General features: G+C 70.8%; 11 protein-coding genes. 3 read left to right on the top strand and 8 right to left on the bottom strand.

The annotated features are described in order from the left end of the window. Positions 1-10: 10 nt before the first annotated feature. The 3 genes from ACWEN0_RS10565 to glf are packed head-to-tail and all read right to left on the bottom strand — an operon-like array spanning position 11 to position 2,737. The gene (locus ACWEN0_RS10565; RefSeq protein ID WP_451971395.1) at positions 11-1,006 is read right to left on the bottom strand and encodes a decaprenyl-phosphate phosphoribosyltransferase; all 996 of its coding nucleotides are present in this window, start codon (positions 1,004-1,006) and stop codon (positions 11-13) included. Beyond that, on the bottom strand, positions 1,003-1,521 hold the full coding sequence (locus ACWEN0_RS10560; RefSeq protein ID WP_451971392.1) for a phosphatase PAP2 family protein: 519 nt from the start codon (positions 1,519-1,521) through the stop codon (positions 1,003-1,005). Before ACWEN0_RS10560 ends, ACWEN0_RS10565 begins: the two co-directional genes overlap by 4 nt. Then, entirely contained in the window at positions 1,514-2,737 is a 1,224-nt protein-coding gene (gene glf / locus ACWEN0_RS10555; protein ID WP_451971389.1) for a UDP-galactopyranose mutase, read from the bottom strand. The genes ACWEN0_RS10560 and glf overlap by 8 nt, the downstream gene beginning before the upstream one ends. Before the next feature lie 79 nt (positions 2,738-2,816). On the opposite strand from glf, the gene ACWEN0_RS10550 reads away from it, so the two are divergent. Beyond that, positions 2,817-4,826 (top strand): DUF6541 family protein, encoded by a 2,010-nt coding sequence (locus tag ACWEN0_RS10550; protein ID WP_451971387.1) that lies wholly within the window; start codon positions 2,817-2,819, stop codon positions 4,824-4,826. A 5-nt stretch (positions 4,827-4,831) separates the two neighbouring features. Here ACWEN0_RS10550 and ACWEN0_RS10545 read toward each other — a convergent pair whose 3' ends face one another. Further along, positions 4,832-5,719, bottom strand: coding sequence for an LLM class flavin-dependent oxidoreductase (locus ACWEN0_RS10545; protein WP_451971384.1), 888 nt, complete (start codon positions 5,717-5,719; stop codon positions 4,832-4,834). Between the two features lie 96 nt (positions 5,720-5,815). On the opposite strand from ACWEN0_RS10545, the gene ACWEN0_RS10540 reads away from it, so the two are divergent. Then, a complete protein-coding gene (locus ACWEN0_RS10540) occupies positions 5,816-6,613 on the top strand; it encodes an HAD family hydrolase (protein ID WP_451972004.1) in 798 nt (265 codons plus the stop codon). Here the strand turns inward: ACWEN0_RS10540 and ACWEN0_RS10535 are convergent. The 3 genes from ACWEN0_RS10535 to ACWEN0_RS10525 all read right to left on the bottom strand — a co-directional run bounded on the left by ACWEN0_RS10535 (position 6,610) and on the right by ACWEN0_RS10525 (position 10,521). Further along, complete coding sequence (locus tag ACWEN0_RS10535) at positions 6,610-7,338, bottom strand: lysophospholipid acyltransferase family protein (RefSeq protein ID WP_451971381.1); 729 nt, start codon at positions 7,336-7,338, stop codon at positions 6,610-6,612. The two genes, ACWEN0_RS10540 and ACWEN0_RS10535, sit on opposite strands and share 4 nt — an antisense overlap. 70 nt (positions 7,339-7,408) lie before the next feature. Further along, entirely contained in the window at positions 7,409-8,866 is a 1,458-nt protein-coding gene (wsfD, locus tag ACWEN0_RS10530) for a glycan biosynthesis hexose transferase WsfD (RefSeq protein ID WP_451971378.1), read from the bottom strand. After that, complete coding sequence (locus ACWEN0_RS10525; RefSeq protein WP_451971375.1) at positions 8,863-10,521, bottom strand: hypothetical protein; 1,659 nt, start codon at positions 10,519-10,521, stop codon at positions 8,863-8,865. Before ACWEN0_RS10525 ends, wsfD begins: the two co-directional genes overlap by 4 nt. Positions 10,522-10,692: 171 nt before the next feature. Here ACWEN0_RS10525 and ACWEN0_RS10520 point away from each other — a divergent pair, with 171 nt between their 5' ends. Continuing rightward, positions 10,693-12,594: a DUF6541 family protein gene (locus ACWEN0_RS10520; protein WP_451971372.1), complete on the top strand. Its 1,902-nt coding sequence runs from the start codon at positions 10,693-10,695 to the stop codon at positions 12,592-12,594. 280 nt (positions 12,595-12,874) lie between these two features. On the opposite strand, the gene ACWEN0_RS10515 is transcribed toward ACWEN0_RS10520, so the two are convergent. Then, complete coding sequence (locus tag ACWEN0_RS10515; protein WP_451971370.1) at positions 12,875-13,852, bottom strand: lysylphosphatidylglycerol synthase transmembrane domain-containing protein; 978 nt, start codon at positions 13,850-13,852, stop codon at positions 12,875-12,877. Positions 13,853-13,855 lie beyond the last annotated feature (3 nt).

Here is a 13,855-nt window from a genome sequence, read left to right as displayed (position 1 = left end):
CCGCAATGAGTCACAGGTAGAACGAAAGGAACAGCGTGACCACCCAGGTCGCGCCGAGGACCTGCAGGATGCGGTCCTTGAGGGCGATCTCCTCGGGCTCGCCCGCGATGCCGCCGTCGACGTCGACCGCGTACCGGAGCACCGCCACCACGAACGGGACCATCGAGATGAGCGCCCACACCGAGTTGTGCTCGGTCTGGCGGATCTCGAACGCCCACAGGCAGTACGACATGATCAGGATGGCCGCCGAGGTCGCCCAGACGAACCGCAGGTAGCTGGCCGAATACTTCTTCAGCGACGAGCGGATCTTGGCGCCCGTGCGCTCGAACAGCATGATCTCCGCGTAGCGCTTGCCGGCCACCATGAACAGCGAGCCGAACGCCGTGACCAGCAGGAACCACTGGGAAAGGGCGATGCCGCCCGCGACGCCACCGGCGATCGAGCGCATCAGGAAGCCCGAACCGACGATGGCCAGGTCGACCACCGGCTGGTGCTTCAGGCCGAAGCAGTAGCCGAGCTGGACGGCCTCGTACACCGCCAGCACGACGGCCAGCTGCCAGCTCGCCGCGAACGACACGGCGAGGCCGGCCAGGAAGAACACGACCGCGGCCCCGTACGCGACGGGGACCGGCACGATCCCGGCCGCGATCGGCCGGTTCCGCTTGGTCGGGTGGGCCCGGTCGGCCTCGACGTCGATGGCGTCGTTGATGAGGTAGACCGAGCTCGCGGTCAGCGAGAAGGCCACGAACGCGATGATCGCGTCGATCAGCAGGCCGGTGCGGTCCGTCGACTTCGAGAAGGCGAAGAACGGGGCCGCGAAGACCAGGACGTTCTTCACCCACTGCCGCGGCCTTGCCGTCTTGATCACGCCGCCGACCAGGCCGAACGGCCCACGGGTCGCGGTCGCTGCCGTCGTCTCCGAAGACACTTCAGCCACCGGTGTCTCCGGAGCCTCAGGAGTCACGGCCGCTTCTTCGCTGGTGCGCTGCTCGGTCGTTTCGCTCATGGGTTCTTCTTCAGCTTCCGTCGTATCAGACCGCCGACCAGCCCCCCGAGGGCCGCACCGGCCATGACGTCTGTCGGATAGTGAACGCCGAGCACGAGCCGCGAGGCGAGCATCGGCGGTACCAGGGCGGGCACCAGGTTACGCCCGGTCAATCCGGAGTAGAGCACCGCCGCCGCCGTCGTGGACGTCGCGTGCGACGACGGGAAGCTCAGCTTGCTCGGCGTGCCGACCAGAACCTCGACGCTCGGGTGATCCGGCCGCGGCCGCCTGACCACGCGTTTCACCGCGATCGAGGCGGCGTGCGCGCCCACGACACCGGCCGAAGCGACCAGCCAGTCCTTGCGTCGCTTCTTGTCGACCACGGCCCCGATCAGGCCAAGACCGAACCAGCCGAGCGCGTGCTCGCCGAAGTGCGAAAGGCCGCGCGCGGCTTTCACCGAAGCTTCACTCTTCAGAAAGCCCTGGGTCTTCGCGAGGACCGCGACCTCACCCGTCGGGGTGCCCTTCTCAAGCATCGAGGGACCCGTCGAGCGGCGCGCCGTCGGTCAGGTGCGGGGCGATCTTATTGTCGAACGCCGACAGCGCCGAGCCGATGGCCATGTGCATGTCGAGGTACTTGTAGGTGCCCAGCCGGCCGCCGAACAGCACGTTCTTCTCACGCGCCTCGACCTTGGCCAGCTCCCGGTAGGCCTCGAGCTTCTCGCGGTTCTCCGGGGTGTTGATCGGGTAGTACGGCTCGTCTTCCTCGCCCGCGAAGCGCGAGTACTCGCGGAAGATGACCGTCTTGTCCTTCGGGTAGTCCCGCTCCGGGTGGAAGTGCCGGAACTCGATGATCCGGGTGTACGGGACTTCCTGGTCGTTGTAGTTGACGACCGAGGTGCCCTGGAAGTCACCGGTCTCGGCGACCTCGGACTCGAAGTCGACGGTGCGCCAGGTGAACCGGCCCGCCGAGTAGCCGAAGTAGCGGTCCAGCGGCCCGGTGTAGACGGTCGGGGTGCCCGCCGGGATGTGCTCGCGGACGTCGAAGTAGTCCACGTTCAGGCGAATTTCGATGTTCTCGTGCTCGGCCATCTTCTCGAGCCACGCGGTGTACCCGTTGACGGGCAGGCCCTCGTAGGTGTCGTTGAAGTACCGGTTGTCGAAGTTGTAGCGGACCGGCAGGCGCGTGATGATGTTCTCGCCCAGGTTCTTGGGGTCGTTCTCCCACTGCTTCGCGGTGTACCCGCGGATGAAGGCCTCGTAGAGGGGACGGCCGACCAGGGAGATCGCCTTCTCCTCGAGGTTCTGCGCGGCGGAGGTCTCGAACTCGGACGCCTGCTTGGCGATCAGCTCGCGGGCCTCGTCCGGGGTGTGCGACTTGCCGAAGAACTGGTTGATCAGGGCCAGGTTCATCGGGAACGAGTAGACCTGGTCCTTGACCCGCGCGAACACGCGGTGCTGGTAGTTCGTGAACTCGGTGAAGCGGTTCACGTACTCCCAGACGCGCTTGTTCGAGGTGTGGAACAGGTGCGCACCGTACTTGTGCACCTCGATCCCGGTCTCGGGCTCGGCCTCGGAGTAGGCGTTGCCGCCGAGGTGGCTACGCCGTTCGAGGATGAGGACCTTCTTGCCCAGCTCGGCCGCGGCCCGTTCGGCGACGGTCAGGCCGAAGAAACCGGACCCGACGACGATGAGGTCGTAACCTGCGAAATCGTCTTCAGTAATCTTGGCGGGGTTCGTGTGCGCGCTCACGGGCGTCGAGGGTACGCAGTCGGGTTGTCCGGCCCGCACCCGACTATCACATTTCGGCCTACGACACACCTGGAAAGCAGTGCCTGCACCCGAGGACTTCTGGAGCTACTTCGGCGCGGTAGCGACGTATCTGGCCGTGCTGGCGGTCCCCGGCGGGGTCGTCGGGTGGGCCGCCGGCCTGCGCGGCTGGGCCCTGGCCGGGCTCGCGCCGCTGCTCAGCTACGCCATCACCGGCCTGGCCGGCCCGTGGCTGGCGATCGCGCACGTGCCGTACGGCCCGCTGAGCGTCGCCGCCTGCACCCTCCTGCTCGCCGCCGTGCTGGCCGGCGCCCGCCGGCTCGCCGTCGTCCGCGGCTGGATCACGCCGGGGGCCGAGGAGCCGCCGGAGCGGTGGACGGGCCGGGCCCACCTGGCCGTGGCCGCCTGCGTCGCGATCGCGACGGCCGTGTCGATCGCCGTGGTCGTCACCGGCCGCGGCGGGACGACCGCGGTGTTCCAGCGCTGGGACACCGTCTTCCACGCGAACGGCATCCGGTACATCGCCGACACCGGTGACGGCTCGCTGACCGGCATGGGCACCATCAACTGGTACCCCGAGGGCTCGTTCTACCCGAACGCGTACCACCTGGTCGGTGCCCTGGTCTACCAGCTCTCGGGCACGTCGGTGCCGGTCACGCTCAACGCGGTCACGATGCCGATCGCCGGGCTGTTCGCGCTGGGCATGGTCGCCCTGGTGCGCCAGCTCGGCGGCCGCGCGGTGTTCGCCGGCTGCGCGGCGGTCGTCGCGGGCGAGGCGACGACCGGGGCGTACGAGTCGGTGTCGAGCGGGCTGCTGCCGTTCGCGCTCGGCATCGTGCTGACGCCGCTGGCCGTGGTCGCGCTGCAGCGGTTCCTCGTGCGGCCGGGCGTCGACACCGGCGGGGTGCTGGCGCTGAGCGCGACCGGCCTGCTCGCCGCGCACTCGAGCGCCCTGTTCGGGGCCCTCCTCTTCGCGTTCCCGCTGGTGGTGCAGCGCTGGTACCGGGCGCTGCGGGGCAAGCGCGTCGACGGCGTCCCGGACGGCCGGCCCGCCTGGCGGATCCTGGGCGGCGACGTGCTGAAGACGCTGCCGGTGATGGTGGTGGCCGGGCTGCTGGCCGCGCCGCACATCCTCGGCGCGATCACCTTCACGGCCGGGTCGTACCCGTACCACGCCTGGGGCTCGCACATGCCGGTGTGGAAGGCCCTGGCGATGCTGGCGACGTTCAAGCAGGTGCTCCCGGTGCCGCAGGTCTGGCTGACGGTGTTCCTCGCCCTCGGCCTGCTGACGCTGCTCGCGCTGCGGCGGATGCGCTGGGTGGTGCTGTCGACGATCGGCCTGTCCGCGTTGTTCGTGGTCGTCGCCTGCTTCGGCGGCGAAGACTGGGTGATCACCCTGTCGCGGCCCTGGTGGAACGACCGGTTCCGGCTGATGGCGCTGGCGGCGATCCCGCTCTGCCTGCTCGCCGCGCACGGCATGAGCGAGACCCAGCGCTGGGTCTCGAAGCTCGCGAGCGGACGCGCGTGGGTGCGGGCCCGCCCGTGGCTGACCGGCCGGATCGGGCTGGCCTCGGCGGTGCTGCTGGTGGTCGCGATGGGCGTGCTGACCGGCGGTTTCTACCGCGCGGCCAACGCCAAGACGGTGTCGCTGCTGTACTACAACGGCCTGCCCGGCGAGGTGGTCCCGCCGGTCAGCGCCGACGAGATCGACGCGATGGAGAAGCTCGGCACCCTGGGCATCCCGGCCGACCAGAAGGTGCTCAACGACCGGATGGACGGCACGGCCTGGATGTACGCGCTGACCGGCGTCCACCCGGTGGCCGGCCACTACGACGCGGGCGTGGCCCCGCCGGACGCGCTCTACCTGGCGACGCACTTCACGAACTACGACACCGACCCCGAGGCCCGCGCCGCGGTCGAGCGGCTGAACATCCACTACGTGCTGGTCGGCAGCGGCACGATCCGCCGCGACACCCCGATCGCGCCGGGCCTGCAGCACCTGGACGGCCGCGACTTCGTGACCGTCGTGTACCGGAACCCGGGCGCGGTCATCTACCGGTTGGTCAAATAACTGGTCTAGTTCGCGTGGAGTTCGGGGAGCACCTCGCTCGCCACCTGCTCCAGCACTGCCTCACGGCCTTCGTACGGCGAAGACGAGCGCGGCCAGTGGGCGATGACGTCGGTGAAGCCCAGCTCGCCCGCGCGGCCCGCCGCGTCGCGGAACGCCTCCACGCTGCTCAGGGAGAACACCGGCGACGCGTCCAGGCTCAGGTGCCGCTGGATGCTCGCCCGGTCGCGGCCGGCCGCGTCGAGGCGCTGGTCGAAGACCTCGGTGAGCTGCTTGATGCCGCCCCACCACTCGTCCTCGGTCGCACCGCCCTTGCCCGTCGTGACCCAGCCCGCGCCGAAGCGGGCCGCCAGCGTCATCGTGCGGGGGCCGTTCGCCGCGACCACGAACGGGAGCCGCGGCCGCTGGACCGAGCCCGGCAGGTTGCGGGCCTCGCGGGCCCGGTAGTACTCGCCGTCGAAGTCGAACTTGTCGGTCATGAGCAGTCCGTCGAGCGCCTCGACGAACTCCGTGAACCGGTCGGCGCGCTGCTTCGCGGTCAGGGCCGGCACTTCCAGGACCTGGCCGTCGTAGTGCAGGTGGTCGACGCCCGCGCCGACGCCCAGGACGAACCGGCCGTCCGAGACGTCGTCAAGGGTGTTGAGCTCGCGCATGAACGGCACCGGGTGCCGCGCGACCGGAGACGCCACGAACGTGCCCAGCCGGATGCGGGACGTCACCATCGCGGCGGCCGTCAGGGTCGGGACCGCGGAGAACCACGGCCCGTCGACCAGGTTGCGCCACCCCAGGTGGTCGTACGTCCACGCGTGGTCGAAGCCGTATTCCTCGGCGGCGCGCCACTTCGGCTCGGCGGCCCACCAACGATCTTCCGGGAGAATCACGATGCCTACTCGCACGGTTCCGGACGCTATCGGTTACCACCGACAGTCGCACGGACGGGCAAGCCATCCCCCGAACGTGTCAGGGACAATGGCGGGGTGGAGAGACCCCAGTTGATCGCGTCCGACGTCGACGGCACCCTGCTCGGCCCCTCCGAATCGCTCACCGCCCGCACGATCGCGACCGTCCGGCGGGCGATCGACGCCGGCGTGCCGTTCGTGCTGGCCAGCGGCCGGCCGCCGCGCTGGATCGCGCCCGTCGCGAAGCCGCTCGAGCTGACCGGGTACGCGGTGTGCGCGAACGGCGCCGTGCTCTACGACTGCGGCCGCGAAGAGGTCGTCGCCGTGCACGGGCTCCTGAAGCCGGAGCTGCTCCACGACCTCGCGCACGCGCTCGACAAGGCCCTGCCCGACTGCCGGCTGGCCGCCGAGCGCGTCAGCACCGGCGTCGACCACGAGATGCGCAGCTTCGTCATCGAGCCGAACTACCACAACCCCTGGGGTGACGGCGAAGGCCGCACGGCGCCGCGGGCCGAAGTGCTCGGCCACCCGGCGATCAAGCTGCTGGTCAGCCACCGCGGGATGTCGTCCGAGGAAATCGCCGACGCCGTGGAGTCCCTGTTCCCGCACGAGGTGGCGGCGACCTACTCGTCGTCGGGCGGGCTCGTGGAGCTGTCCGCGCCGGGGATCACGAAGGCGACGGGCCTGGCCGACGTCGCCGAGCGGCTGGACGTCGACCGCGAGCGGGTGATCGCCTTCGGCGACATGCCCAACGACGTCGAGATGCTCCGCTGGGCCGGCCACGGCGTCGCGATGGAGAACGGGCACAGGAAGGTCCAGGACGTGGCCGACGAGATCACCGGCCCGGCCGGCGAAGACGGCGTCGCGCAGGTCCTCGAGCGCTGGTTCTAGCGGCGGTCGAGCTCCGCCGCTTCGACCGGGGTCGGGGCGGTGCCGCCCAGGTGCGCGGGCAGCCACCAGCGTTCGTCCTCGGACGCCGGCTGCTCCGGGTACTCGGCCTGGGCCCGGTCGAGCAGCGCGCTCATCCGGGTGCGCAGCTCCTTCGTCACGACGTCCCAGTCGTCGCCCTTCGCCGGGTACATCGGCTCGCCGACGAGGATCGAGATCGGCACGTGCCGGCGGGTCAGGTCCTTCGGCCGGCCCTTCGTCCAGAGCCGCTGGGTGCCCCACAGCGCCATCGGCACCACCGGGACGTCCGCCGCCGCGGCCATCCGGACGGCACCCGACTTGATCTCCTTGACCGTGAACGACCGGCTGATGGTGGCTTCGGGGAAGACGCCGACGACCTCACCGGCCTGCAGCTTTTCGAGGGCCTCGCGGTAGGAGGCCAGGCCGGCGGAGCGGTCGACGGAGATGTGGTGCATCCCGCGCATCAGCGGCCCGGCGATCTTGTTGTCGAAGATCTCCTTCTTCGCCATGAACCGCGTCAGCCGCTTGGCCGGGCGCGCGCCGAGGCCGCAGAAGATGAAGTCGAGGTAGCTCACGTGGTTGCACGCGATCACGGCACCGCCGTGCCGCGGGATGTGCTCCGCGCCCTCGACCCGGATGCGGTTGTCGAGTACCCGGAACATGGTCCGGGCCGCCGCGATCACGGGCGGGTACACGAAGTCGGCCATCGGGCCAGGTTACGGGACCGTAGGTTCTTGGCGGCCGTTCAAGCGGGGAAGAACACAAAACGGGCGAAGCTCACGGCCGCTGCACGTCTTCCTCCGGGTCGCCCTCGCCCGGCCGCAGCCGGGGCAGCGCGGCGAACACGAGCGCCAGCAGGATCGTGAAGAGCGCGACCGACTGGTGCTTGATGCCCTCGATGCCGTCGCCCAGCGCGGCCGTGCCGAACTGCGACAGCGAGACCACGAGCAGGAACGCCAGCACGACGCCCAGCGGCCCCCGGCGCTGCATCCAGGCCCTGACCAGCACGAACAGCCAGATCGGCACCAGCACGAACAGGCCGAGCGGGGCGATCAGACCGGTCAGCCACGACACCACCGGCACCCGGTACTCCTGCGCGTGCGGCGCGAACCCGGCGTCCTTGTCGAAGCTGCCGAGGTAGTCCGGGCGGGCGGTGAGCTGGTCGGTCGCGGCCTTGTTCAGCACCTGCAGCGTCCGGCCGGGGTGCGTCGCGAAGTACGTGATGACGTTCCGGCGGCTCATCAGGTGCCGGTACTGCGGGTAGAGCGGGTCCGCCGTCGCGGGGTGCGGGTGCCACCAGCCGTTGCCCGCGTACTGCGCGAACGACGGCGGCAGCCCGAGGTCGGCCAGGTCGGCCTGGGTGTCGTGCTTGCCGTCGACGATGCTCAGGAAGATCGAGTTGAACATGTTGACTTCGCGTGAGTCGTCGCCGGGCCGGGCGGCGACCGTGCCGTCGGGGGCGACGGCCGGATCGACGCTCTTCTGCGCGAGGAACGTGGCGCCGCCGAGGGCCACGATCACCAGCGCGGCCGCCGCCCACCGCGTCAGCCCGCGCAGGTTGCCGGGGCGGACGAGGAGGATCGCCAGCGCGAGGATCGGGAAGATGGTCAGCGTCTGGACCTTGGCGTTGACGGCCAGGACCCCGCCGACGAACGTCACCGCCATGCCGACGTAGCTCCACCGGCCGGGGCGGGCCGTCAGCAGCAGGCCACCGACGATCAGCAGCAGCCCCAGGAAGGCCGCGCCCTCGCCGAGCACCGAGGCGAAGTAGCCGAAGAACGCCGAGTCGGCGACGACCAGCAGCAGCGCGGCCGCCGCGATCAGCCGGGTCCGGAGCCGGTACGGCAGGCCAAGCACGATCGCGGCGATCGCGGCCGCGGCGATGACGCTGCTGAGCAGGCCCAGCACGACCAGGCTCAACGTCGTGTGGAGGCCGACCAGCCGGCCGAGCCGGACGGCCAGGTCCGCGAGCCAGCTCTGCGTGAGCAGGTACGTCGGCCGGCACGGCTGGGCGCCGGGTGCGGCGGTGTAGGCGAGGTGGATGAAGGGCTCGGGACCGCCCTCCCAGGTGATCCCGGCGCCGCACAGCACGCGCGCGCCGTCGCCGTTGTTGGACATCGCGACCGGGCGCGGCACCAGGAACCGCAGCACGAACAGCGCGAGCGACGCGCCGAACACCCCGATCCCCAGCCGCGTTTCGGTACCCAACTGCCGTCTCGGGGCCTCGACCTTCACGAAGGACAGGGTACGTAGCGGAAGTCCGGGCCCTTGTCGAGGTCCGTGACTACCGATTTGGCCTGCTCCGCACGGGGGTAGACGGCGACCCAGTAAGGCGTGCCGACGCGGCGGAACGTGGCCACCTCGTACTTGCCCGCGTAGACCGGGTCGATCGCGCAGTGCTGGCGGTCGGCGTATCCGCCGTCGGCGGGCACGGCGACCGTCGGGCGGCGGCCGTTGACCACGTAGTCGTAGTCGGTCGCGACACCGCCGTCGTGGCGCCCTTCGCGGGCGATGTGGTCGTCGGTGCGGCCGAGGACGTCGACGATGAGCAACTGCCCGCCGTGGGCCGCGAGCGCGCCGGGCGCGGCGGCGCTGACCACCGACCCGGCCGGCAGGTACTCGCCGAGCCAGCCGCCGATCTCGGTGAGCTCGGTGCCGTGCGCCCGCCAGTCGCGGACGCGGTCGAGCATGTCGGGGCTGAACACCGAGACCAGGACCGCGATGCCGGCGAGCCCGCAGGCGGTCACCGGGACGAGCCGGGTCGCGGCGGGCCACGCCTTCGGCCGTGGCGACGGCTTTCCCTCGACGTCGGCGGTGAGCACGCCGTACACGGAGACGGCCGCGACGGCGAGCAGCGGCGGAACGGGCGCCAGCAGCCGCCACGACGGCCCGGAATCGCCGCCGCCGACCACGGCGGCGGCCGCGAGCCCGGCGACCGTCGCGAACAGCAGCCAGACCAGGGCCCGGGCCTCGGCGGCTTCGGTGCGCCGCAGCACCAGCGCGACCGCGGCGACCAGCCCGAGCAGCAGGAAACCCTGGTGCGCCAAGGCGAACCCGGACAGGTACGACCAGCCGTCCGCGACCTGCGGCCCCAGTGGCCCGCCGAACTTCGCCGCCAGCGGCGCCGGGAGGAAGTGCTGGTAGAACGTCGCGCGCCAGGCCAGCCGGGGGATCAGGAACACCAGCGCGCCCAGGACGTACCCCGCCGGTGCCCACCAGCTGTGCTTCTTCTTCAGCGCGGCACCGGCCAGCCAGAGGCCGCCCAGCACGGCGACCACCACTCCTTCCGGGCTGGTCATCGTGGCGAACGCGACAAGCACCCCGGCGACCACCGGACGGCGCGCCGCGAGCGAGAGGCCGACGGCGAGGACGAGCAGCACGAACAGCGGGACCTCGGAGCCGGACGGCCCGTACACGGCGAGCCCGCCCGCGCTCGCCGTCAGCACGGCGGCGGCGACGCCGATCGCCGGCCGCGGCTCGGCACCGGCCGGGGCGGCCGCCGCGACGATCCGGTTGGCCAGGAAGTACGACACGAGCACGCAGCCGAGCGCGGAGACGACACCGAACACGACAGCGGCGGTCCGCACGTCGACACCGAACGCGGCCCGCGGCAACGCGATGAGCACCAGCCAGAGGAAGTTGGTGTAGCCCTCGACACGTTCGCCGGGGTTGAAGACCGGGCCGTTGCCATCGGCGATGTTCTGCGCGTAGCGGAAGGAAACGAGCGCGTCCTCGGTCACCGTCGCGAAGAGGAGCTGGTGCAGCAGCGAAAGGCCCAGGGTGAGCGCGAGCACGAAGCCGCGCCAGCCGCGGTCGGTGTCGAGGCGGCCCCAGGTCAGCACGACGATGGCGGCGAGGACCAGCCACGCCACCACGACCGCGTAGACCACCCGGCCCCCTCGTGAAGATCGCCCCGCCCGGCGCCAGTCAAGCAGGGAAACGCCACCGGCCAATATAACCCGATCGGGTATCGCGAAGGGACGCTCGCGGACGGGCCCCGTCTCGATGACCGGGACATACCCCGGAGCACGGGCCTGATCGTTCCCGGCTTAGTCTCCATCGTGCTCTCTGTTTGCGTTGCCATCGTCGTCATCGCCGTGCCCGGCCTGTTGACGGGTCTCGCCGCGGGCTTGCGCGGCTGGACTCTCGCCGGGCTGGCCCCGCTGCTGAGCTACGCCATCGGCGGCCTGACCGGGCCGTGGACTGCGGCGATGGGCATTTCCTTCAACCCGGTGACCTACGCCGTTTCGACCGTCGTGTTCGTCGCGATCGCTTACGGTGTCCGGAAACTGACGGTGCGCCGCTGGGCGCCGGAGCCGGAACCCGGCCTGTGGGACCGTCGCGGGCACATCGCCGTGGCGCTGTGCCTGGTGTTCGCCGCGGCGGTGGGGTTCTACGCGACTTTGCGTGGCCTGGGCCACATCGGTGTGCTGCCGCAGGGCTTCGACGCGGTGTACCACGGGAACGCCGTCCGCTACATCGCCGACACCGGTGACGGCAGCCTGTTCGGCACGAGCAACGTGAACTGGTGGGGCGACGCCACCCCGGTGTTCTACCCCAACGCCTACCACCTGCTGGCGGCCACGACGTACCGGCTGAGCGGCGCGACGATCCCGGCGACGCTGGACGCGAACACCCTGCTGCTGCCCGGTTTGCTGGCCCTTTCGCTGGTGACGCTGGTGCGCACGTTCCGCGGCCGCGCGGTGCTGGCCGGCGCGGTGGCGCTGACCGCGGTGGCGCCGGTGATGGGCGTGTACGAGTCGATGGACCGCGGGCCGCTGCTGCCGTTCGCGCTGGGCGTCACGCTGACGCCGCTGGCCGCGGTGGCGCTGAAGCGCTACCTGGACCGCGTCGCGCCGGACACCGGCCTGATCCTGCTGCTCGCGGCGGTCGGCCTCCTGTGCATCCACTCGTCGACGCTGTTCGGCGGCATCCTGTTCGCCGGGCCGATGCTGGTGCAGCGCTGGCTGACGAACTGGCGCAAGATCGGCCGGGACCTGCTGGCGCTGCTGCCGATCGCGGTCCTGTCCCTGTTCGTGGCGTGGCTGCAGCTGTTCGGTGCGCTGGGCCTGGCCGCGGGCAACGTCCCCTACCTCGGCTGGCCGAACGAATGGCGCGCGTCGACCGCGCTCGGGGCGCTGTTGAGCTTCCAGCACCTGGAAGCGCATCCCCAGGTCTGGCTGTCCGTGGCGCTGTTCCTGGGCATCGTGTTCTTCACCCGGGCCGGTGCGCTGCGCTGGATCGGCCTGACGGCCGCGGTGACGGGGTTCGCCTACATCGCGGTGTCGTCGACCAACGCGCCGCTCGTGATGGCGCTGTCGCGCCCGTGGTGGGACGACCCGTTCCGGTTCTTCTCGATGGCGGCGATCCCGCTGACGGTCCTGGCGGCGCACGGCCTCGCGGAAACGCAGGCGTGGCTGCGCGACCGGCTCCCGGCGATCCGCGGCCACCACGTGCCGGCGGTCGCCGTCGGCGTGGTGGTCATGCTGGCGTTCGTGGGCCTGTCGAACGGCCTGTACTACCGCTCGAACGGCGACCGCGTGTGGACCGGCTACCAGTCGGCGGACCCGGAGAAGATGCGCATCACGCCGGGCGAGGAAGCGGCGATGGTGGAGCTCGGCAAGCTGGCCAAACCGGGCGACTGGGCGATGAACGACCGCTTCGACGGGACGGCCTGGACGTACGCGCTGTCGGGCGTCCGCTCGGTGGCGGGCCACTTCGACGAGACGTGGCCCCCGACCGACGCCCTGCTGCTGGCCGACCACTTCCGCGAGTACGAGACCAACCCGGCCGTCCGCGCGGCGGTCAAGAAGTGGAACATCCACTGGGTGATCCTCGGCAAGCCGCGCACGGACCCGGGCAAGGGCCCGTACCAGCCGGGCTTGGACTACCTGGCCGGGATGCCGTTCCTCAAGGAGGCGTACCACAACCCGGACGCGGTGATCTACCGGATCGTGGGCTGAGGGCCCGCGGCCCCGCCCGGTTGTCCACATGTGAGTAAGGGCTGTGGACAACTTGGGTACAGGCGGTGGACAACCTGATCGCGAAGGTCACCCACCAGGCATGAGGTGTAGAAACCCGGCGCCGGTCACCACCTCGGCGCCGGGTTTCGCCTATGCAGAGCAGGCCAGGTGGCAGCGACCCCCGACAGGCCGGGTCTGAACCGCGACCCGCCAGGCCCAAGACGCAGAAAACCCGGCGCCGGGACGAACCTGGCGCCGGGTTTTCGCGTAGGAGAGCAGGTCAGGCCGCGGGGACCGTCGAGCGGGTCGAACGGGCCGCGACGGCTGCCAGGCCGGCCGTCAGCAGGTCCGCCACCGTGAACATCACCCGGGAGGCCACCGCGAAGGCCGTGGCCTGGCCGACCGTCAGGCCGCTCGCCGTCAGGACCGCTACCTGGGCCACCTCCCGGACGCCCACGCCACTCGGGAGGATGAACGCGAACGTGCCCACCGTCATCGCCACGGCCATCGCGCCCACGCACAGGATGAAGCCGCTGAAGCCCGGGGTGCCGACCGAGTTGGCCAGCAGCCACAGGTGGATGCCCTGCAGGCACCACGCGGCCGTCGAGGCGCCGAAGACCTTGCCGATGACCTTCCAGCTCAGCGGGTGCTTCAACGGCGGGCGGCGCAGGATCTTCAGGACCAGCGACGTGCCCCACGTGAGGATCTTCGGGTGCAGCAAGGCCAGGCCGACCGGGATGAGCACGAACAGCCACATCGCGCGCGGGCTGTTGCTGAACACCGCCGGGGCCGCCAGGAGCGACACCACCAGCGCCGACACCACGCCGACGCCCAGCTGGATCAGCGAGCCCGTGAAGATCCGGGCGCGGGCCAGGCCGGCCTTGCGGCCCAGCTCCATCTGCAGCAGGTACGCCCAGACCGACCCCGGCACGTACTTGCCGAGCGAGCCGACCAGGCAGATCTGCGCGCCGCGGGCGTAGCCGATCGGCTCGCCGAGGTCGTCGACCATGACCTGCCAGCCCCACGTCGACACCATGATCGCCGCGATCAGGGCGACCAGGCTGAGCAGGGACGACTGCCACGCGACGTCGTGCAACGTGTGCCAGAACTCGTTCCAGTTGGATGCGAGCTGCTTCGCGGCGAACCCGACGACCAGGAGGATCGCAACCCACCTGACGACGTCCAGGATCTTCGCCTTGGTGGACTTCCGCTGCTTTCCGGCAGCCGGCATGCCCTCCGGCGTCTCAACTGTCGTCATCGA

The organism is Amycolatopsis sp. NPDC004378, assembly GCF_053602455.1.
The sequence above is the reverse complement of the archived record's forward strand: the minus strand, read 5'-3'. Positions and strand labels throughout refer to the sequence as shown.